Below are 22,317 nucleotides of genomic sequence, written 5' to 3'. Positions count from 1 at the left end.
CATGGCATCGTCGGTGATTCCTTCTGTGGAATGCTGCATCAGTTTTTCGAATGCCGGAAACAGAAGCTCTGCTGCAAAGGCCTGCGGGGTCTGTGCCTGCCATACGAGATCTCTTCGCGGGCTTTCCCTGATTTTTCCGTTTTCATCGGTAAGCTTGATGGTATCCTTGACCGGCATGCCAAGGACACAGGCTTTTTCTTCTTTTACACATGCGCAGAGACGTTCCAGCATTTCCTGGTTTAAAAACGGGCGGGCGCCATCGTGAATCAGAACGTAATCGGTCTTCTGCTCCTGTTCGCTTTCCAGGCTTTTCAGCGTCTGCAATGCTTTCCAGACAGATTCATACCGTTCCCTTCCGCCTGCGCATACGGAAACAGTTTTCTTAATTCCATATTTTTCGATAATCTCTTTCTGACAGTATTCTATTTTATCCGCACCTGTCACAAGAATGATCTGGTCAATCTCCGGCGAATGTTCAAAAACCTCCAGCGCGTAAACCACGACTGGTTTTCCTCCGATTTCCAGAAACTGTTTTGCTACGCTTCCGCCCATCCGGGTTCCCTTTCCGGCTGCCAGGACAACCACAGTGTATTTTTCTTTCTTCTCGCTCATCTTTTCCTCCGTTTTCTACAAATGCAAAAACTCCGCAGCAGATCTCTCTTCTCCGTTCTGCTGCGGAAGTTTCTTTTTCTTATCGTTCTCCAAGCTTCAGGTTCGGTACGGCATTCAGGTCCCAGCCGTGGCGGGTTCCCTTCTGGTACTCGTAGTAAGCTGCCACACCGATCATGGCCGCATTGTCGGTACAGAAGATCGGGGACGGACGGTAAAAGCGGATGCCCTCTTTTTCACATGCTGCTTCCATCGCCGCGCGGAGTGCCCCGTTCGATGCAACGCCGCCGGCGATCGCCAGACGGTCCATATGGTAATCTTTGGCCGCACGGATGGCATTATCCACCAGAACGTCCACAACGGCCTGCTGGAAGGACGCAGCGATGTCTGCTTCGACAATTGGTTCGCCTGTCATCCGGCATTTGTTCAGATGGTTTAAAACGGCAGATTTTACGCCGCTGAAGCTGAAGTCATACGGCGCATCCTCCATGTGGGCACGCGGGAAGTCGATGGCGTGCGGGTTTCCTTCTTTTGCCAGCTTGTCGATCTTCGGTCCGCCCGGATAGCCGAGTCCGATGGCACGGGCTACCTTGTCGAAGGCTTCTCCGGCTGCGTCGTCTCTCGTTCTTCCGAGGATTTCGAAAGAACCGTAATCTTTTACAATGACAAGATGGGTATGGCCTCCGGAGATGATTTCACACAGGAACGGCGGCTCCAGATCCGGGTGTTCGATATAGTTCGCCGAGACGTGGCCTTCAATATGGTGAACGCCGACCAGCGGTTTCTTTTTTGCATAGGCGATCGCTTTTGCCTCTGCCACGCCGACGAGAAGTGCGCCGACAAGGCCAGGGCCGTACGTAACACCGATCGCATCGATATCATCCAGAGTGACATCGGCTTCTTTTAAGGCCGCTTCTACAACCTGGTTGATTTTTTCGATATGTTTTCTGGATGCAATTTCCGGCACAACGCCGCCATACAGGGTATGGATGGCGATCTGGGATGAAATAATGTTAGACAGCACACATCTTCCGTTTTTCACGACGGAGGCTGCGGTTTCATCGCAGGAGCTCTCAATTGCAAGAATCAGGGTATCTTTTTCACTCATTTTTCGTTTCCTCTTCAAATAACAGTTCTACTGATCTTCCGTCTTTTCCAAGCTCTGCGGCCGGGAAAATCTTCTGTACCTCATCCATGTACCGCTGCGGGCCGACGAGCGACGGGGAAAAGTGGGTCAGCCACATTTCGGCAACCTCGGCATCTTTTGCCAGTTTTGCCGCCTCGTAGAAGGTCATATGCTTAAATTCTTTTGCTTTTGCCTGTTTTTCCGGCTCGCCGTACATTCCCTCGCAGATGAAAAGGTCGGAGCCTTTCGCATGTTCGGAGATCGACGGAATCGGGCGGGTATCGGTGCAGTAGGTCACCTTCAGTCCCTTTCTGGCAGGGCCGAGGACCATGTCCGGCGTATACGTCTTTCCATCCAGGGTGACAGTCTCGCCTTTCTGCAGCGGATTCCAGCATTTAATCGGAATTTCCTGTGCTTTAGCGCGCTCCACATCGAATTTTCCCTTGCGGGAGATCTCCAGCGAATAGCCGTAGCAGGTGATATTGTGCTGCACGCGGAAGGCTGTGATTTTGTAGCCGTTCATCTCAATCACTTCCTCCGGCGCTGTCACCTCGTGAAATACAATCGGGAACGGCAGCTCCGGGCAGATGACACGCAGTGAATTGACGACGCGCTCCAGGCCTTTTGGGCCGATCATGGTCAGCGGTTCTCTCCGGTCGGTGTTTCCCATCGTCAGGAGAAGTCCTGGAAGGCCGCTGATGTGGTCTGCGTGGTAATGGGTGAAGCAGATGGCATCAATCGGCTTAAAGGTCCAGCCTTTTTCCTTGATGGCAACCTGGGTTCCCTCGCCGCAGTCGATCAGAAGGCTGCTTCCGTTGTATCGGGTCATCAGGGCGGTCAGGCGTCTGCCTGGCAGAGGCATCATACCGCCTGTTCCCAGTAAACATACATCTAACACGTTTTTCCTCCATATTCTATCCGGCTTTTTCGAAAGCCGGTCAGGTATTTTACGTTGAAAAAGCGTGTCCAAAACGGTTTGTTTCAGACACGCTCTCATCTTAACACAGTTTTTTCAAACACGCAATGACGCGGGTTTTATTTATTTGCTGTCATGACAGCTTCCTTCATCATGCGGACATACGTATAGATGTGCTGCTCCGCATGAGTGCCGTACTTCGCAATCATTTTGACGATAGCGCTTCCGACGATGACACCGTCCGCAATTTTTGCAATGTTGGCCGCCTGATCGGTCGTGTTGATGCCGAAGCCTACAGCTACCGGAATATCGGTTACTTTGCGGATTGCGGCGATCATGGAATCGAGGTCTGTCTTGATCTCGCTTCTGACACCGGTAACGCCCAGAGACGATACGAGGTAGATAAAACCTTCGGCGTCTGCGGCAATTTTCTGGATGCGCTGCTCAGACGTCGGCGCAATCAGGGAAATGACATCTACCTGATGGCTGCGCGCAATATCGTTTAATTCGCCTTTTTCCTCATACGGCATATCCGGGATGATGATGCCGTTGATGCCGACTTCCTCGCATTTTGTAAAGAACGGCTCGTATCCGTAATGGAACACCGGGTTTAAGTAGGTCATAAACACCAGCGGAATGTCTGTTTTTTTGCGCACGGAAGCTACCATATCGAAAATTTTATCGGTGGTGGTTCCAGCTTTTAAGGAACGGAGGTCTGCCTCCTGGATGACAACGCCCTCGGCAATCGGATCCGAGAACGGGATTCCGATCTCGATCAGGTCTGCGCCTGCTTTTTCGAGCTCCAGGATATAGCTCTCTGTCTTTTCAATGTTCGGGTCTCCGGCTGTCAGAAACGGAATGAATGCTTTGCCATTTGAAAATGCTTCTGTTACTTTACTCATGAAGGTCCCTCCCTCTGTATCTTGCAATCGCTGCTACGTCTTTGTCTCCGCGTCCGGACAGGCAGATGATAATGGAGTCTTCCGGATCAAATTCTTTGGCGATCTTCATCGCATGGGCTACCGCATGGGCGCTCTCGATCGCACAGATGATACCTTCGGTTCTTGCAAGGTATTCAAATGCTTCTACCGCCTCGTCGTCCGTTACCGGAACGTATTCGGCGCGGCCGATGTCATGCAGATATGCATGCTCCGGTCCAATGCCCGGGTAGTCAAGGCCTGCGGAAATCGAGTAAACCGGTGCGATCTGACCGTATTTATCCTGGCAGAAGTAGGATTTCATACCGTGGAAGACGCCGAGTGTTCCGGTTGCAATGGTTGCTGCAGTCTCTGCGGTGTTGACGCCGCGTCCTGCTGCCTCGCATCCGATCAGGCGGACATTTTTGTCATTGATGAAGTTATAGAACATACCCATCGCATTGCTTCCGCCGCCGACGCATGCCATGATGGCTTTCGGGAGTTTTCCTTCTTTTTCGAGGATCTGCTCTCTTGCCTCTTTGCTGATGACAGCTTGGAAATCGCGGACGATAGTTGGGAACGGATGCGGGCCCATAACGGAACCGAGAACGTAGTGGGTGTCATCGACACGTGATACCCACTCGCGCATCGCCTCATTGACGGCATCTTTTAAGGTCATAGTTCCGGTAGTAACGGCATTTACTTTTGCACCGAGAAGCTCCATCCGGTATACATTGAGGGCCTGACGGTCGGTGTCTTCTTTTCCCATGAAGATCTCACACTCAAGTCCCATCAGCGCTGCTGCCGTTGCGGTTGCCACACCGTGCTGGCCGGCTCCGGTCTCTGCGATGACACGGGTTTTTCCCATTCTTTTTGCGAGGAGGCACTGTCCGAGCACGTTGTTGATTTTGTGGGCTCCGGTGTGATTCAGATCCTCTCGTTTGAGGTAAATTTTTGCTCCGCCGAGATCCTTTGTCATTTTCTCTGCGTAGTAGAGAAGGGACGGGCGGCCCGCGTAATTTTTCAGCAGGTCATCGAGTTCCTGGCAGAACTCCGGATCGTTTTTATAATAATTGTACTGTTTTTCCAGATTGATAATTTCATTCATCAGAGTTTCCGGTATGTACTGGCCTCCGTGAATACCAAATCTTCCGTCAGACATGTCTTATCCTCCTTATGCATTCTGTAATTTTTTTCGGGTCCTTTACGCCGTCTGTCTCGACACCGCTGCTGATGTCGACGGCGAAGGGATGTGTCTGTAAAATCGCCTGTTCCACATTTTCGGCGTTCAGGCCTCCCGCAAGGAAATACGGGCGGTCCATGTTTCTGATCAGTGACCAGTCGAACGATTCGCCGGTACCGCCTTTTCCGTGGTCGAGAAGGATGTAATCGGCGCTGCTTTTTTTCGCCTTTTCGACGTCCTCCCTGGTTTTGATGGAAAATGCCTTGATCAGTTCCCCGCCGGTGCGGAACCGGAGCGAATGGATATATTCTTCACTCTCATTTCCGTGGAGCTGTGCCAGATCGATGACGCCCTCTTCGAGGTATCCTGCGACAATCGCCGGAAGCTCGTTCACAAAGACGCCGACCGCCTGGATTTCGGGATCCAGATAGCGCCGCAGCGTCACGGCATGTTCTTTTGTAATCTGTCTGCGGCTTTTTGCAAAGACAAAGCCGACATATTCGGGCTTCAGCTCATTCACCGCATCGATGTCTTCCAGCCGTGTGAGCCCGCAGATTTTGATTCTGGTCTGTTCTTCCATAACGTTTGACTCCCCGTGCGCTCTGTTTTGTTTTGCGCACTTACGTTACCACTTTAACACATTGAAGAGAGTTTTTCAAGCTCTGCTTTTTTGTTGCTGCTCCGCATCAGCGTTTCGCCGATCAGAACGGCATCAGTTTTATTCTGATACAGTCTTCCGACATCCTCCGGCGTTTTGATGCCGCTCTCGGATACGAAAACAATGTTTTCCGGGACAAGCTCCCGCAGCCGCTCACTGTTGTGGATATCGACCGTGAAATCTTTTAAGTTGCGGTTGTTGACACCGATGATCCTTGCTCCGGCGCGCATGGCCTGTGCAACCTCCGCCTCATCGTGGGCTTCCACAAGAGCGGAAAGGCCGAGGGAATGCGCTGTTTCCAGATATTCTTTTAAGGTTTCCTCCGGCAGCAGCGCACAGATCAGAAGGACAGCGGTAGCTCCGAGCACCTTTGCCTCGTAGATCATATAGGGATCCACGGTAAAATCTTTCCGTAGAACCGGGATGGATACGGTTTCTGCAATTTTTTTTAAATAACGCTTGTCGCCTTTGAAGTATTCCGGCTCGGTCAGGCAGGAAATGGCGGAGGCACCGGCCGTTTCATATTCCTTTGCGATCTCCAGATAGGGGAAATCTTCTGCGATGATGCCCTTCGATGGGGAGGCTTTTTTTACCTCGCAGATAAAGGACATGCCCGGCTTTTTCAGCGCCTGTTCAAATGGGAATCCGGTGTCCGGGTTCATCGCCGTTGCTTTTTCTTTCATTTCTGCAAGAGAACACTTCTCTTTTTCTGCAGCGACACGTTTTCTTGTGGCTTCTGCAATCGTTTCCAGTATCATATGTTTATTCCTCTTCTGCCAATTTGTTGGTGAGTGACACAAACTCTTCGAGTTTTTTCTGTGCTTTTCCGCTGTCGATCAGCTCCTCTGCCAGTTTTACAGCATCCTGCATCGGGATTTCTTTTGCTGCATGAAGGGCTGCGGCGGCATTCAGGACAACAGCGTCTCTTGCCGGGCCTTTCTTTCCTGCAAGAATTTCTTTCGTAATTTCAGCATTCTCCTGCGGAGTTCCGCCGACCAGCTCTTCTTTGGTGCAGCGGGTCATGCCGAACTCTTCCGGTGTGATGACGTATTCCTCAAACGTTCCGTCCTTGATCTCGCAGACGCTTGTCGGTGCGCTTAAGGAAATTTCATCGAGGCAGTCCTGGCCGTAGACAACCATGCCGCGTTTGACACCAAGATTGAAGAGAACTTCTGCCATCGGGCGGACAAGTGCTTCCTCGTAGACACCCATCACCTGCATCGTGGCTGCTGCCGGGTTGGTCAGCGGTCCGAGGATGTTGAAAATGGTCCGGATGCCGAGCATCTTGCGGACCGGTGCCACGTATTTCATGGACATGTGGTATTTCTGTGCGAACAGGAAACAGATTCCAAGTTTTTCCAGAACTTCTTTGTTTTTCTCCGGCTCCAGGTCGATTTTGACGCCGAGCGCTTCGAGACAGTCGGCTGCGCCGGATTTGCTCGATGCGGCGCGGTTTCCGTGTTTTGCAACTGCGACGCCGCCTGCAGAGATCACAAGGGATGCTGTTGTGGAGATGTTGAAGGAATTGGATCTATCTCCGCCGGTTCCGACGATTTCCAGAACATCCTTGTCATGTTCCATGTGAACACCGTGCTTTCTCATGCCGTTGGCACATGCGGTGATCTCTTCGATTGTCTCGCCTTTCATCGTCATGGCAGTTAAAAATGCGCTGATCTGGATCGGATCGGCTTTTCCTCCCATGATTTCATCCATGGCGCCCTCTGCCATCTCGTAGGTTAAGTTCTCTTTATTTACCAGTTTTACAATCGCTTCCCAAATCATATTCTGTTTCTCTCTTTCTTTGCTGTCCTGTGATCTATCTTGTAATTTTTAAGAAGTTTTCTACCATCTGTCTGCCCTGCGGGGTCAGAATGGATTCCGGATGAAACTGGACTCCGTAGATCTTTTTCTCACTGTCCTCGACTGCCATGACCTCGCCGTCTGCAGTTCTTGCCGTTACCTTTAAGGTTTCCGGCAGTGTCGCTTCATCAGCTGCGAGGGAATGGTATCTTGCAACCGGAACGGTTTCCGGCAGCCCCTGGAATAATTCCGAGGTAAGATCCAGCGTTGTCTCGGACTGTTTGCCGTGCATCAGCTGTTTCGCATAGGTGACGGTCGCGCCGTACGCGGCACAGATTGCCTGATGGCCGAGGCAGACACCGAGGATCGGGATCTCGCCGCCTAATTTTTCTACAATCTCCATGCATCGGCCTGCCTGCTCCGGACGGCCCGGTCCAGGAGATAAAATGATGGATGCCGGTGCCAGTGCGCAGATTTCGTCGATCGTCATCTCATCGTTCCGGATGACCTTCATGTCCGGATTGATCGAACCGGCGAGCTGATACAGGTTATAGGAAAAACTGTCATAATTATCTACCAGCAGTATCATAAGTTACTTCCTCCTTCTGCCTCTGCAAGTGCGACCATCACGGCCTTTGCTTTGTTGATGCATTCCTGATACTCTTTTTCCGGTACGCTGTCGGCTACAATGCCGGCACCGGAGCGGACGAACACTTTTCCGTTTTTCTTAAACGCAAGCCGGATTGCGATGCAGGTGTCCATATTTCCGGTGAAATCCAGATAGCCGATTGCACCGCCGTAAATGCCGCGCTTGTTGTTTTCCAGCTCGTTGATGATCTGGCAGGCACGGAGCTTTGGTGCACCGGAGAGGGTTCCGGCCGGGAGAACGGAATCGATGGCATCGACTGCGGTCTTGTCTTTCCGAAGCTGTCCTTTTACAGTGGAACCGATGTGCATGACGTGGGAGTAACGCTCGATTGACATGTATTTTTCTACTTCCACGGTTCCGAAATCACAGATCTTTCCGAGATCGTTTCTTCCCAGATCAACCAGCATGTTGTGCTCGGCACGCTCTTTTTCATCGGCGAGGAGTTCTTTTTCCAGCCGCTGGTCTTCTTCATAGCTCTTTCCTCTCGGCCGCGTTCCGGCAAGCGGGAAGGTCCGGACCTCTCCGTCCTCGACTTTTACGAGAGTTTCCGGGGATGCACCGGCGATCTCGACATCATCACTCGAGAAGTAGAACATGTACGGCGACGGATTCGTCGTGCGGAGAACGCGGTACGTATCGAGGAGGCTTCCCTCAAAATCAGCTTCGAGCCGGTTGGAGAGAACGAGCTGGAAGAGGTCTCCCTCGTGGATATAATGTTTGACCTGCTCGACTTTCTCACAGTACGCTTTCTCATCGAAGAGCGGGCGGAACTCGGATTTCAGGTGGCCGGCTTTCGTCTCGGCCGGTTTTCCGAAGCGGATCAGCTCTTCCATTTTTTCGAGTTCCTGTACGGCTTTTTCGTAATTTTCTTCGAGATTTTCGGTTTCGATATTAAGCATCAGTACGATTTTCTGACGGTAATTATCATAGGCGATGACCTTATCGAACAGCATCAGGTCAACATCTTTGAAATGTTCCTGATCTTCTGCGTCCAGCTTTAAGGTCGGCTCGCTGTACTTGATGTAATCGTAAGAGAAGTATCCGACGAGGCCGCCAGTGAAGGTCGGCAGTGTCGCGATCTTCGGACTTTTATTTTTCTCAATCAGGGTTTTGATGACGGCTCCCGGATGGGCTGTCTTTGCGGTCAGCCGGATCTGTCCGGTCGGAAGCTGTTCTTTGCGGCTTTCCGGAATATCTTCTACTTTTTTCATCTCTGCCGCATCGGCGGTGATTGTCAGGTTTCCGTTGACACAGGTGAGTTCCAGCGACGGATCGTAGCCGAGAAAGGTGTATCTTCCCCACTGTTTTTTATCCTCCACGCTTTCGAGCATGTAGCAGTGGCTGCTGACGCCCTGCAGGACTTTCAGTGTTTCTACTGGTGTACGGATATCCGAATAAATTTCTCTGCTTACCGGGATTTTCCGAAAAACTCCCGATGCGGCTGCTTTTGAAATTTCTTCTAACGTCATCTGTTTCATCTTGTTATCTCCTCTCCTTGTGTCTGCAAAGGCTGTCATCAACACTGGTCCTCAGAACCAATTTCTGATATACAAAAAACCGCCCCCGGCAAAGAATCACTTTGTTCTTTGCCAAGGGCGGGTATATTTTTATACTCGTGGTGCCACCTTGTTTTGCGATTGCTCACACGCTCTGCAGAATACGATCATATTCCTGGCAACTAACGTATGCCTGCACGTTACAGAATACTCAGACGGTTTCCCGCTTTTCCCTGTACCCTCCGTGGTCCATTTGCTGATCCGCTTTCTGTCCGGCTTCCACCTGCCCGGGCTCTCTGTGAGTGCGCTTCCAACGTTATCTCCACTTCATCGGTTTCGAAGTATTTATTTTTTTCTTATGGGCCGTATTATAGTCCCATTCTTTTTTGCTGTCAAGTAATTTTTTTGTTCTTTTTGTTCAAAGTCCGGTATTTTTATGATATTCCCGTGTCCACGCCGCAAGAGCTTCGTCCAGATCGCGCGGGAGCTCGACCTGCATTGCCTCGGTGATCTGGCGGTCCATCTCCCGTTTCGTCTCGGCATCCACTTTCCGTTCGGTGCACATCTGCTCATAGGCATCCTGTCCTTTGCTCATGTAGACCGCAAACAGCCAGCTCTTTAATGATGCTTTCGTGTGCAGCTCTTCATTTGCTTTCTGAAAGCACATAAGTGCTTCATTCATCTGGAACAGACTTGCGTAGGCACAGCCCATGTTGTTGTAAATACTTCCGGTGAACTGGCTTCCCATGTTGGTTTCGTTTTCCTCGGTATCTTTCAGCGTTTCCTGGTAAACCTGGATCGCATTGATATATTTTTCGTGGTCGACAAGGTAATCTCCCTTGATTTTTTTCCGCACAATCTCCGGCTGCTCCTCGAACCGTTTCAGGCGCTCATTCATCTCACGGAACTGATCGTGGGAAAGATAATTGATCTCCTTGAAGATCGGCAGGATAAAATCACCGATGTTCTTTTTCTCCTCCAGAAGGACGTAGAGACGCTGGTACAGTCTTCTTAAGTGGAGTTCTTCTTTCATCCACACCAGCAGCTGCTCGTTAATGATGGTCTCGTCCAGCAGATAGATGTTGTGGTACAGATAATAGCACAGTTCCTCGATGGAATATATATTTGTGCTGATGTTGGAAATATAATACGGATTTTTCGCCCGTTTGACCTGACATAAAATATAACCGCTCATCGTTTACACCTCCCCCATCGTCTCGTGCCAGATTTTGTGACTTGCCGGGAACATATCGCCAAAACCTAAATCCTCTGCGGTGATCTGACACGTAACCGGAGAATCATACTCCAGACGCAGACGGATCCGTGTTGTCTTCGGCGGCCGTTTGGGCAGCCCGTCCAGCTTCATGGTATAGCGGTTTCGTTTTCCGCTTTCCATGGAACTTACAATAAATTCCAGCTCCTCCGTTCCGTCGAGGATCAGCTCACATTCTTTTTCTGCTTCATACCAGTTCACACCGGCTGCAATCAGCGCATAGTATGCCGGAGAGCCATTAATCGTCATCTCCATGCCGATGTTGTAGCGCACGAGGTCATTTCCGAGGAAGAGATAGCCCTTTAAGCGGCGCTCCTCCACTTTTTCGCGCGCGGAAAAGCAGGCGCCCTGTGCAAACAGGTTCGTTCCGCCGAAGATTCTTCTCTGGTTTTTCTTTAACTGACGCAGAGAGTTGTCGGCCCAGGCAAGGTCGAACTCCTCGCTCACCAGAAATACGCTGGAATAAATTTCATTCCCCATCGCTTCTCCCATCAGATGGCAGAAATCGCGGTCGCGCTCCATCGGCTCGATCGAAAGTGCGGCTTTTGGCCCCCGTTTTACGGTCACAGTTGCCGGCTTCGTTTTACGGCTGATGGAAAGTTCAGAAAACGATGCTTCCTCATCTTTCAGGAAAAACAGACCGACTTTACGGCTCCAGAGCTCCGGCTTCTGGTTCAGCACATGGCAGTAAAAGCTCTCGTCATGCTCCTGCAGGTAGGCTCTGCCGCGCGGCAGTCCGATTATCTTGTATGCTTCACGCACATTTTCCACAAATGGACGGGTCAGATGGCCCGTGGTGATCATCATCGCCTGGATCTGCTGGTCCGGGCGCTCGATGCCGATCATCTTCAATGCTTCGCGAAGGAACGTGCCAAGGACTTCTCCCGGCGTATAATCCCGGTTTTCGATCTGGCAGATGCGGGATCCCATGCAGATCTCGTACAGATTGTCCAGCCAGATGCCGTTTTCCGCGTGAGCAGATTTTTCTGCATCCGGTCCTGTTTTCCACGTTTCCTCATTCCGTTTTTTGGCAATGGCGGTCGGAAATTCCACCGCCTCTTCTCCTTCTTTTACCGGGATGGAGACGGCCGTATGGGTTCCCCTGTCATAGCAGCAGAACTGGGAATATTTCTCTCCAAAATCAAATCCTAAAATTAAATTTTTCTGTTCCATGTCGTATCCTCCTGCTGCTTCTTTTCATCCACAAGTGCAAAACAGTTCCGAACCAGAGCCTCCTGCTGCAGATACTTTCGGAATGCTTTTTCTGCTTTTTCCGAATCTCCTGCCACGCGCGCTGCTTTCATCTGATTCAGAAGCTGGTACCGCGTCTTTCCTGCTTTTGGTTCGCCGGTCATGGAGACGGTTTTCACCTCTGTTTTTCCCTCACCCTGACGGTTCGTAAAGGTCAGGTAATACTCCATTTTCTCGCCGTAGAACAGCAGAAACTCTTTCACAAAAATGCCCTGATACATATTGCGCATCGGTTCGCTCTTCCATGTTTCTTCGGCGTTTGTCCGGTAATGAATCGTCACCTTTGCCTCCGCTCTCTGGCGCTCCTCGATGAACATGCGGTCGCCGATCTGGAAGCCTTCGGTCAGGTGCTCCGGCAGATCCTTGTAGAAGGCAAAGCGGAGTCCCTGTTTCGTAAACGCCAGAAGCAGGGTATGCGCCTCTTTTTCTTCCTCCTCCGAAAGCTGCGGCTTCGTGGAAAGATGTTTCAGCATTGCAAGACGGCAGATCTCGTCCAGCTCCCAGCCCTGTTTCCAGGCTCGGTCCAAGTAGTCAAACATCTGATCCGAAAGCGGTTTTCCGTCCATAAAATAGCCGATCGCAAGATACGTCAGGTATGCCAGAATGACGTGCTCTTTTCCGCTCTGGCGGATGTAGCTCTCCAGCATTTCCTGCTCCCACTTCGGGTGGCTGCGCACAAAGACGGACCATGTCAGAATGCGCTCCTCCAGCTTGTCGCTTTCCATCTGGAAGCCGCGGATTTTATCCCATAAACTGCACATATCCTCAATAGAACCGGTGAAATAATCTCTCAGATAGCACAATACGATTTCATCGTAGATGCCCTGTTTTACCACGTAGGATGCCAGATAGAGAAGCTCCTCGTCCTCTGTAAACTCTTTTTCCAGAATCATCGCATGCGCCAGACGGAAGAGACACGACACCGGGATCTTTTCGTAGCCGTACCGATCCGTCAGGGCAAAGGCGCGGCTGTAACAGCCGTAGCGTACCAGAAGCTCGATCGTAGAAATACGGTCCACCTTTGCGTAAGCGCTGTCCTCCAGCTCTGCAACAGCTGCCTCGGTCTCACGCTCATCCGGATGGGCAAGATAGTATTCCAGCAGTTTCTGACGCACTGTTTTCCGGTAAGCACTGGAAAATGCGCTCGTGCGCGCTGCCTGCTGATACCAGGCAAGATTTTCTGCGGTAAGCTGCATCTCCTCTTCCTGCTCCCCGCACAGGTGCAGCAGCAGACCCGGATTTTCAATGGCAAAACCGCCGCAGGCACGGGCAAGCTCTTCATCCGTAAACAATGGCTCTACGCGGCAGGTTTCTGTCACCGCATATCTTCTGCGCTGCTCATCTTCGAGAAGAATCCGCGCTTTTTTGCCGTACAGACGGATATAAGCACCCCGTTCCGTCATCGGATAGGACGTTTCGCCCCCCATCGCCGGATGGCAGACGATCACACGCGTGATTTTCGGATTTTCACACGTTACATGATGGGTAAACAGCACATTTGCGATCGCTTTTGCGCTGTCGGGATCTTCCGGTTTTTTCAGAAAAGTCCGGTACAGTGCGGCGTATTCGCGGTTCATGCGGCCTTTCTGGATCTGTCTTGCCGTGAAAACCTCCATCGCCGGGCGGTAGCTCTGGAATGTATGGCGGTCTTTTTCGCGGTTTTTGATCACGTTGGCGTAGATCAGCGCTTTCTTCTGGCCTGCCAGTGTGTTGCTGTAGGAGAAATACATCCGGATGACCTGCGGAAGGACCTCGTCGAACGACGCATCCATCGTTTCGATATAGTACTCGTACAGGCGCGTGATGCGGATGTTCCGCTCCACGGCTTTTGCATACCACGGGAAATATTCCTTCCGCACCGGGCGGCCCTTCATCACCAGTTTGCAGATGGCTTCGAGCACTTCATCGGATGGAAAACGCTCATAGCCCGCAGTCAGAATCTGATAGACATTCTCATCGAACGTTTTCATCGTCTCTGTAAGATAAGCGGCCCGTTTTAACAGTTCCCCGCTTAAAATGCCTTCTTTCTGCGCAAATTTCAGCACCTGAACGGTGAACGGCGAAATCCGGCGGAGCTGTCCCTCCTGGCGGAGATAGAGCTGTGCCGCATCCAGATACAGAAGCGGGCTCTTGCACCCGCACTCATAGCAAAGTTCCATCGCGTAGAGCTGACGGGTCAGCGACTGCTGCCAGGAATCGTCGGCATCAATGGCAAGCTTTAACAGAAAATAGCTTGCACTCTCCTGCCGCATCAGTGTTCCAAGGCGTGATACCAGCCCGGTATGGCCCACTTCCATTTTCAGCTTCCATGCCAGATACAGGTACGCTCCTTTTTTCTCCGCGGTGTCCAGCAGTTCCTGATGCTCTTTTACGTAAGAAAGCGTTTCTCTTGCTTTTCCGGTTTCCTCATGGCTCTCGTACAGCCATGCTTTTCCCAGCGTCACCCACGCCATGTCTCCGCCGGCTTTTTCGAACTGCTCGATGGCCTCCCAGGTGTCCTGATACCAGGTACGGTAGTCGCGTTTATGGACTGCCAGATCGAGATAGCCGCGCGCGATGGCAGTTATCTGACGGTCGCGCTCCGTATTTTTCCTGCTGGTCACATGTTTTTCGCTGTTTGTCACTTCCAGTTCAAAGCGAAGCTCCTGTTTTCCCTGACGCACCGTAATTCTGCCGTAATGGCGGCCGTTTCCGATTTTCTCCTGATGGATAATGTATTCCACACCGTAGACGCTTCCGATGAAATCTTCTGAAGTGACGACTTTCTTTTCCACTTCCAGAAAGTCTCCCTGCACCTCGATTTCCATGCGGACGTAGCCCCAGGTATTTTTATACAGATACAGTGTTTCCTTGCGCGGCTGGTCCACGGTAAGCACAGTTTTCTCCGGCTGTTCCGCCGAAAGCATCACCGGCTCTTTCTGACCGAGGGCAACCAGAAATTCCTCCAGGTGCTGAAATGTCACCGGCTTGTGGGACAGTCCCTGATAAAGTGCCATCTGCTCCGGTGCCTCTTTCTGAAGAAGACGTGCAAACTCTTTTTTTACAAAGAAGCGGTACGCTGCGCCGAAATCATGGCTTGCCAGATGCACAAAATCTGCCAGGGAATGAATCTCCTGCCCGGAAATGTTCATTGTCTTTCCCGCAATCGAGACGTGTACCCGCACGCAGCGTTCCTCCAGATTGCTGCTGACGGTGATGTTTCCACAGATTTCATCGCCTGCTTTTAATCCGCTGGTATCCACGCCGTACTCAATCGTACTCGCCGTTCCCTGGAACTGATTTTTCGCCAGAACGATTCTCTGATGATCTGTGGTCACAATTCCTTTTACTCTTCTCCCGTCTTCCGCTCCGATATTCAGCTCTCCGCGGAAATTCTGCCCCTCGTCCAGCGTCAGGGCCACCTCCGTCTCGGACAGCAGCAGATGGGGAACCTCATATTCAAATCTGCCGTTCAGCAGTTGTTCCAATCTTCTTCTCAATGTTTTTCACCTTATTTTATCTAAATCGTTTTCGTTCTTTTCCACAACGTCTGATTATACCCCAAGACGCACGGGATTGCAACGGAAAGGGGACGCTCCTTTTAATAGTCGAACAGCGAAAACTGGTTGCTTTCGGGCAGATCTCCGAAGACACCGAGGTCCGCCATAAAGTCGATAATCGTCTTGCTGACCTTGGTGCGGTCGCGGAAATCATCTTTCGAGAGGAATTTTCCGTTTCGTGCCGCAAGGACAACGGCGTCGGCCGCCTTGTCGCCCAGACCCTCGATCGAGTCGAGCGCCGGCATCAGATGTTTGTCATCGTAGACCTGGAAGCGGTGCGCCTGTGCCTTATAGAGGTCCACCGGCACGAAATCGAAGCCGCGGGCGTACATTTCCTGGACAATCTTCATATCCTTGACAGTTGCCTGCTCCTTCTGAGTCAGCGTGTCTTTCCGTTTTTCGTAATCTTTCATATAATATTCCAGCCGGTCGCGTCCCATGCACATGAGCTCGTAGGAGAATGCGGACGCACGAATGGAGAAGTACGCCGCATAGTACGCCAGCGGATAGAAAATTTTATAGTAAGCGATGCGGTACGCCATCATGACGTACGCCGCCGCGTGGGCTTTCGGGAACATGTACTTGATCTTTTTACATGACCAGATGTACCAGTCCGGCACATCGTGGGCCTTCATCTCCTCTTCCCACTCCGGTTTTAAGCCCTTTCCTTTTCGCACACTCTCCATGATCGTAAAGGAAAGCTCACTTTCGAGTCCCTTGTCGATCAGGTAGATCATGATATCGTCCCGGGTACAGATGGCGGTGGAAATCGTCGCCTTGCCCTCCTCGATCAGGGTCTGCGCATTGCCGAGCCATACGTCGGTTCCGTGCGACAGACCGGAGATACGGATCAGGTCAGAGAACGACTGCGGCTTCGTGTCCAGAAGCATCTGGATAACGAAATCGGTACCGAACTCCGGCACGCCAAGACATCCAAGCGGGCAGCCGCCGATGTCCTCCGGCTTGATGCCAAGCGCCTCGGTGCTCTTGAACAGCGACATGACCTCCGGGTTATCGAGCGGAATCGTCTGCGCATCAAGGTGCGTGATATCCTCGAGCATACGGATCATGGTCGGATCATCGTGTCCGAGAATGTCGAGCTTTAAGAGGTTGGCATCAATGGAGTGGTAATCGAAATGGGTCGTAATGATGTCGGTTGTCATATCGTTCGCCGGATGCTGCACCGGGGTGAAGGAGTTGATATCCTCACCGAACGGCAGAACGATGATACCGCCCGGGTGCTGGCCGGTTGTACGGCGGATTCCGGTGCATCCTTCCACGATACGGTCGATCTCGCAGTTCCGTTTGTGCTGGCCGCGCTCTTCGTAATAGTTCTTCACGTAACCGAACGCTGTTTTATCCGCCAGCGTACCGATGGTTCCCGCACGGAACGTCTGACCGGCGCCGAAAATAACCTCTGTGTATTTGTGCGCCTTACTCTGGTAATCACCGGAAAAGTTCAGGTCGATATCCGGCTCTTTGTTTCCCTTGAATCCAAGGAACGTCTCGAACGGAATGTCAAATCCGGCTTTTTTCAGCGGCTTGCCGCAGTTCGGGCAGACGGCGTCCGGCATATCGCATCCGGCACGGCCGACGTACTCTTTGACGCGCGGCGAATCGAACTCGCTGTAATGGCACGACTCGCAGTAGTAATGCGGGCTCAACGGGTTTACCTCCGTGATTCCCGCCATCGTCGCAACGAACGAGGAACCGACGGAACCACGCGATCCTACGAGGTAGCCGTCCTCGTTCGACTTCCACACTAGTTTCTGTGCGATGATGTACATAACGGCATATCCGTTGGAAATAATGGAGTTCAGCTCCCGTTCGAGGCGCGCGGAAACGATCTCCGGCAGCTCCTCGCCGTAGATTTCATGCGCGCGGTCGTAACAGATTCTCCGCAGTGTCTTGTCGGAATCCTCGATGACCGGCGGGAATTTTCCGGCACGGATCGGGGAGATTTTCTCGACAAGGTCGGAGATTTTGCGCGGATTGGTGATGACGACCTCCTCCGCTTTCTCACTTCCGAGATACGAAAACTCTTCAAGCATCTCCTCGGTGGTGCGCAGGAACAGCGGTGCCTGCTCATCCGCGTCGTCAAAACCTTTTCCGGTCATGATGATGCGGCGGTAGATCTCGTCCTGCGGATCCATGAAGTGGACGTCGCACGTTGCCACAACAGGCTTATGGAACTGCTCGCCAAGTTTGACGATGCGCCTGTTGATCTCCTTTAAATCCTCCTCGCTCTCTACGGCAGAAACGTCCTCTTTTTTGATCATGAACGCGTTGTTGCCGATCGGCTGGATTTCCAGATAATCGTAGAAGTCCACGAGACGCGCAATCGCCGCATCCGGTTCACCGCGCAGGATTGCCTGGTAGAGTTCGCCCGCCTCGCAGGCAGATCCGATCATCAGACCGTCCTGGTATTTCAGGTAGACGCTCTTTGGCAGCTTCGGCCGGCGGTTGTAGTATTTCAGGTGGGATTCCGACACGAGGCGGTACAGATTGACACGTCCCGTCTCGTTCTTTGCCAGAATGATCGCATGGTACGATGGAAGCTTGCGCACAGCCTCCTCCGATACTTTTCCCTGCGCATTCAGATCATCCAGAGTCAGAATATTGCGCTCCTCCAGCATTTTTACGAATTTCACGAAAATTTCCGCCGTACAGCCGGCATCGTCCACCGCACGGTGATGGTTTTCCAACGATACGCCGACCGCCTTCGCAACGGTATCCAGCTTGAAACGGTTCAGGCCCGGCAGCAGGAAACGCGCCATGGCGACGGTGTCCGCCGTTGTAAATTCCCGCTCGATCCCCTGCAGGACGCAGTTGTGCTCGATAAAGCTCATATCGAACGAAGCATTGTGGGCAACCATAACGGCTCCCTCACTGAACTCCAGGAATTTCGGCAGCACCGTTTCGATGTCCGGCGCGTCAAGAACCATGTTGTCGTTGATGCCGGTCAGATTCTCAATCCGGAACGGGATCGGGACTTTCGGATTGACGAAGGTGGAAAACTTATCGACAATCGCTCCGTTTTCCACACGGACGGCGCCGATCTCAATGATTTTGTTGACAACCGGGGAAAATCCCGTCGTCTCGATATCGAAAACAACGTAGCTTCCGTGGATGTCCTGTCCTTTGCTGTTGACAACGATATCTTTCAAGTCGTCGACGAGATAAGCCTCCATGCCGTAGATGACCTTGAACGGAGCCGAAACTTTTTTCAGCTCATCTTTTGTCGCATCCGGGTGCTCTGCCTGGTATTTTTTCCGGTAAGCGCCGTCGATCGCCTCGATCGCATGGTTTGCCTCCGGGAAGGACTGCACCACGCCGTGATCGGTGATCGCGATCGCCGGATGGCCCCACTCGTAGGCACGCTGTACCAGACGGGCAGCATCGGTGACACCGTCCATATCGCTCATCTTTGTATGGCAGTGCAGCTCCACACGCTTCACCGGACTCGTATCCTGACGGCCGGTACGGAAATCGGTGATCTTCTTGATGCCCCAGACAGACATAACCGTCAGATCGTGGTCAAATGCATCAACCGTCGTTTTTCCTTTTACTTTAATGAACGCGCCTTTTTTGATCGCATCCTTTAATTCCGGCACTTCCGCGTTCTGGACGAAAATCTTGACGCCGATGGTATCTGTAAAGTCGGTGATCGTGAACATGAAAATCGTACGCTCATTCCGGATTTCGCGCATATCCACACTCTGGACTCTTCCTCGGATGACAACATCACCGATCTCATCGCCGATTTTCAGAATCTCCACGCTCTCATCCTCGAAATCTCTTCCGTACAGCACATCCGGATTGGAGGATTTGCGCGGCTGATTGTCCGCATTCCGGCCGAAACTGCCCTTGCCTTTTTTGAAGGAACCGCGTCCGCCGCCGGAAAAACCTTTTCCCCTTCCGCCGTCTGCTGCTTTTTCTTTTTTCGCCTCGCCGTCCTTGGCTGCTGCGGCTGCTTTTGGCTGTTCGCCTGCTGCTTCCGCCTGCTCTTCCATCCGGTTCTGCTCTTTTTCGCCGAGCATCTCACCGTAATGGGTATGCGCCAGAACGTGGCGCACTTCCTCCCGGATGCGGAGCTCGGAATTTCTCATGGCGCGGCTCTCGCCCTCCGGCTTTCTCATCTCGGTTTCCACGATCAGGTCGAAGCCGCACCGCTCACAGAAGATTTTCTCGAGAATGTGGACCAGCTCCTCCTCGCGCTCCTTTGCCACAACGGAATCCACGAGCACCAGGTGCATTTTGTTCGTCTCCGGGAAGGTAATCTCGGCAGTCGAAAACAGATGATTCAGAAAGACACTGTGGTTTTTCAGCTCGAGCAGGATACTCGGACGGTACACCTCCAGAAAGTTTTCCGGCGTATACTGGCGCGACAGATAGAACCGCTCAATAATCTTCACGCGCAGCGGCACGTTGGAAAAGAGCTGCTCCTCGATCTGGCGCTCCAGCTGATAAATATATTTTTTGTGAATCCACTGATGGCTGACCACATAGATCCGCAGCAGATCTTTTTTCTTATTGATCGATACCCGCGAAACCTCCACGGTATCGAGAAGCTCTGCCATGCCCCCTTCGATTCTCAAATCCGGAAATACTTCCTGAAACTGTTTTTCCATTCCTATTCCTGCTTTCTTTTTTACTTGCCCCAGTGATCCAGCTCGTCCTTTAAGACGGACAGCAGCTCGCTCTCCGGTACTTTTTTCACGATTTCACCTTTTTTAATTAAAATGCCGACGCCTTTTCCGCCTGCAACACCAAGATCCGCCTCTTTTGCCTCGCCCGGTCCGTTGACCACGCAGCCCATGACGGCAACCTTGATATCAAGATCGTAGCCCTGCACCAGTGTTTCCACCTGGTTTGCCAATCCGATCAGGTCAATCTGGGTCCGTCCGCAGGTCGGACACGATACGACCTCAATGCCGCCTTTTCGAAGTCCCAGGGTCTTTAAGATCCGTTTTGCGGATTTGATTTCCTCGAGCGGATCGCCGGTCAGGGAAACACGGATCGTATCTCCGATGCCCTGATATAAAATAATACCGAGCCCCACTGCCGATTTGATGTTGCCGGAATACAGCGTTCCTGCCTCCGTAATGCCGACATGAAGCGGATGATCCGTCTGGTTCGTGATCAGCTCATGCGCTTTTGCACACATCATCACATCAGACGATTTGATACTGATGACGAGATTGTCATAGCCCATCTCCTCAATGATCCGCACTTTGTCGAGCGCGCTCTCCACCAGGCCCTCTGCCGTTACGCCGTTGTATTTTTCCACCAGCTCTTTTTCGAGTGAACCGCTGTTGACGCCGACGCGGATCGGAATCTGGCGTTCTTTTGCTGCATCTACAACCGCCTGGATCCGGTCGCGGCTGCCGATGTTGCCCGGGTTGATGCGGATTTTATCGGCTCCGTTTTCGATCGCGGCGATCGCCAATCGATAGTCAAAATGAATATCTGCTACAAGCGGAATCGAGATCTGCTTTTTGATCTCGGACAGCGCCTTGGCTGCCTCCATGGTCGGGACGGCGCATCGGATAATGTCACATCCGGCTTCCGTGAGCGCCTGGATCTGCTTTACGGTTGCCTCCACATCTTCTGTTTTGGTATTCGTCATGGACTGGATCAGAATCGGATTTCCGCCTCCGATGACCCGGTCGCCGATTTTCACAACTCGTGTATTTGCTCTGCTCATTGTCTTTCCTCCATTTATTTTCTCCGTGATGGCATAAAAATCTTATTTTATTATAAGACAATTTTTTCTCCGGCACAACCGTCTTTTCTCTTGCAATTTTTTCCCAAATTTTCTATAATGCTAGGAGTGATTTTTTTTGATTCAACTGGAAAGGAAGACATACAAACGATGAAAAAGATGATCCTCGTAACCTCGCCGCCGGCGTGCGGAAAGACATACATTTCAAAACAGCTCGCCAAGGAGCTGAAACACGTTGTTTATCTCGACAAGGATACGGTCATTCCGCTGTCGAACCGCGTTTTCAAAGCGGGCGGACAGGAAATCAACCGCAGTTCTGATTTCTTCGAGGAGAATATCCGCGATTATGAATATGAAGTAACGGTCAATTTCGGACTGGAAGCACTCGAGTATGACGATATTGTGCTGATCAACGCACCATTCACACGCGAAGTGCATGATGAGAAGTTCCTGAAAGACTTCTCCAAAAAGCTCGCTGACCATGGGGCAAAGCTTGTTGTGATCTGGGTTGTCACAAAACCGGAGATCTGCCACCAGCGCATGATCGACCGCAACTCCGTGCGCGATACGTGGAAGCTGGAGCACTGGGATGAATATGTGAAAACGATCGACTACTCCATCCCGGAAGCACTGAAGAAAATGAGCAGCTGCCTCGATCTGATGCTGTTCTACAATTCTTCGGATGAAGAATATCAGAAATCCATGGAGATGGTTATCTCCCGTCTCGAAGACGAATAACGACTAAACGAAAAAAGAGAATTTTGCCGGACCTCATTTTTACAGTCTGCAAAATTCTCTTTTTATTTATAGAAACTATTTTCACATCCGATACAAAAGATAATCCGCCGCTGCCGCCCACAGCACCCAGGAAACGCAGAAAACTGCGAACACACTCTTATATCCGAGTACGGCAAAGTGGACGCGCCATTTTTCCTTCTGCGTGAATTTCTCCGGGTTTTTGCCTTTTACCATCAGCATTCCGGCGATCACGAACATGCCGAGGGCCGCGATCAGCAGCAAGCCGTCTTTCGCCGCCTCAAGGGCAGCGCGGAACGTGAATCCCCCAAAGAGGAATCCTCCCAGCAGCAGCACAGCTGCCGCAGCGCCGCCGGAGAGCAGGCCGATTGTAAATGCTCTGCCGAGATCACAGCAGATGTTCTTTATCTTTTCCATGT

The 22,317-nt window shown here is 51.7% G+C and carries 17 protein-coding genes (1 of these 17 cut by a window edge); 1 reads left to right on the top strand and 16 read right to left on the bottom strand.

Annotated elements, in window-relative coordinates:
• The 15 genes from ispD to ispG all read right to left on the bottom strand — a co-directional run.
• On the bottom strand, window positions 1–612 hold the 5' portion of the coding sequence (gene ispD, locus DWX00_RS06590) for a 2-C-methyl-D-erythritol 4-phosphate cytidylyltransferase (protein ID WP_117761648.1). Its footprint begins 117 nt before the window's first position; the window shows 612 of its 729 coding nt (coding positions 1–612); it begins with the start codon at window positions 610–612; its stop codon lies off the left edge, out of view.
• A gap of 79 nt (window positions 613–691) precedes the next feature.
• Entirely contained in the window at window positions 692–1,717 is a 1,026-nt protein-coding gene (gene tsaD / locus DWX00_RS06585) for a tRNA (adenosine(37)-N6)-threonylcarbamoyltransferase complex transferase subunit TsaD (RefSeq protein WP_022462650.1), read from the bottom strand.
• A complete protein-coding gene (locus tag DWX00_RS06580; RefSeq protein WP_117761647.1) occupies window positions 1,710–2,633 on the bottom strand; it encodes a ribonuclease Z in 924 nt (307 codons plus the stop codon). Before DWX00_RS06580 ends, tsaD begins: the two co-directional genes overlap by 8 nt.
• Before the next feature lie 137 nt (window positions 2,634–2,770).
• Window positions 2,771–3,553, bottom strand: a complete 783-nt coding sequence (gene trpA, locus DWX00_RS06575; protein ID WP_118594881.1) for a tryptophan synthase subunit alpha — start codon at window positions 3,551–3,553, stop codon at window positions 2,771–2,773.
• A complete protein-coding gene (gene trpB, locus DWX00_RS06570; protein WP_118594880.1) occupies window positions 3,546–4,730 on the bottom strand; it encodes a tryptophan synthase subunit beta in 1,185 nt (394 codons plus the stop codon). Before trpB ends, trpA begins: the two co-directional genes overlap by 8 nt.
• Window positions 4,723–5,331: a phosphoribosylanthranilate isomerase gene (locus tag DWX00_RS06565; RefSeq protein ID WP_055228636.1), complete on the bottom strand. Its 609-nt coding sequence runs from the start codon at window positions 5,329–5,331 to the stop codon at window positions 4,723–4,725. Before DWX00_RS06565 ends, trpB begins: the two co-directional genes overlap by 8 nt.
• 53 nt (window positions 5,332–5,384) lie before the next feature.
• Complete coding sequence (gene trpC, locus DWX00_RS06560) at window positions 5,385–6,167, bottom strand: indole-3-glycerol phosphate synthase TrpC (protein ID WP_118594879.1); 783 nt, start codon at window positions 6,165–6,167, stop codon at window positions 5,385–5,387.
• A 4-nt stretch (window positions 6,168–6,171) separates the two neighbouring features.
• Entirely contained in the window at window positions 6,172–7,191 is a 1,020-nt protein-coding gene (gene trpD / locus DWX00_RS06555) for an anthranilate phosphoribosyltransferase (RefSeq protein WP_118594878.1), read from the bottom strand.
• Window positions 7,192–7,225: 34 nt separating this feature from the next.
• Complete coding sequence (locus DWX00_RS06550) at window positions 7,226–7,798, bottom strand: anthranilate synthase component II (protein ID WP_022462657.1); 573 nt, start codon at window positions 7,796–7,798, stop codon at window positions 7,226–7,228.
• The gene (trpE, locus tag DWX00_RS06545) at window positions 7,795–9,336 is read right to left on the bottom strand and encodes an anthranilate synthase component I (protein WP_118594877.1); all 1,542 of its coding nucleotides are present in this window, start codon (window positions 9,334–9,336) and stop codon (window positions 7,795–7,797) included. Before trpE ends, DWX00_RS06550 begins: the two co-directional genes overlap by 4 nt.
• Window positions 9,337–9,772: 436 nt before the next feature.
• Window positions 9,773–10,549 carry a hypothetical protein gene (locus DWX00_RS06540; RefSeq protein ID WP_118594876.1) on the bottom strand — a complete coding sequence of 259 codons (777 nt, stop codon included), beginning with the start codon at window positions 10,547–10,549 and terminating at the stop codon, window positions 9,773–9,775.
• 3 nt (window positions 10,550–10,552) lie between these two features.
• Window positions 10,553–11,800, bottom strand: a complete 1,248-nt coding sequence (locus DWX00_RS06535) for a DUF5716 family protein (protein ID WP_118594875.1) — start codon at window positions 11,798–11,800, stop codon at window positions 10,553–10,555.
• Window positions 11,782–15,357, bottom strand: a complete 3,576-nt coding sequence (locus DWX00_RS06530) for a DUF5717 family protein (protein ID WP_147398113.1) — start codon at window positions 15,355–15,357, stop codon at window positions 11,782–11,784. The genes DWX00_RS06535 and DWX00_RS06530 overlap by 19 nt, the downstream gene beginning before the upstream one ends.
• 101 nt (window positions 15,358–15,458) lie before the next feature.
• Window positions 15,459–20,048, bottom strand: a complete 4,590-nt coding sequence (locus DWX00_RS06525) for a PolC-type DNA polymerase III (protein ID WP_117509873.1) — start codon at window positions 20,046–20,048, stop codon at window positions 15,459–15,461.
• Between the two features lie 20 nt (window positions 20,049–20,068).
• Window positions 20,069–21,124 (bottom strand): flavodoxin-dependent (E)-4-hydroxy-3-methylbut-2-enyl-diphosphate synthase, encoded by a 1,056-nt coding sequence (gene ispG / locus DWX00_RS06520; RefSeq protein ID WP_022462663.1) that lies wholly within the window; start codon window positions 21,122–21,124, stop codon window positions 20,069–20,071.
• Window positions 21,125–21,292: 168 nt separating this feature from the next.
• Between ispG and DWX00_RS06515 the strand changes: the two genes are divergently transcribed.
• Complete coding sequence (locus tag DWX00_RS06515) at window positions 21,293–21,880, top strand: AAA family ATPase (protein WP_117509871.1); 588 nt, start codon at window positions 21,293–21,295, stop codon at window positions 21,878–21,880.
• 81 nt (window positions 21,881–21,961) lie between these two features.
• Here DWX00_RS06515 and DWX00_RS06510 read toward each other — a convergent pair whose 3' ends face one another.
• Window positions 21,962–22,315 (bottom strand): hypothetical protein, encoded by a 354-nt coding sequence (locus DWX00_RS06510; protein ID WP_117802382.1) that lies wholly within the window; start codon window positions 22,313–22,315, stop codon window positions 21,962–21,964.
• Window positions 22,316–22,317: the final 2 nt, after the last annotated feature.

The sequence above is a fragment of the Blautia sp. AF17-9LB genome (genome assembly GCF_003479185.1).
GTDB lineage: Bacteria > Bacillota > Clostridia > Lachnospirales > Lachnospiraceae > Fusicatenibacter > Fusicatenibacter saccharivorans.
Note: the sequence above shows the minus strand (reverse complement) of the source record. Positions and strands in the feature narration are given on the sequence as shown.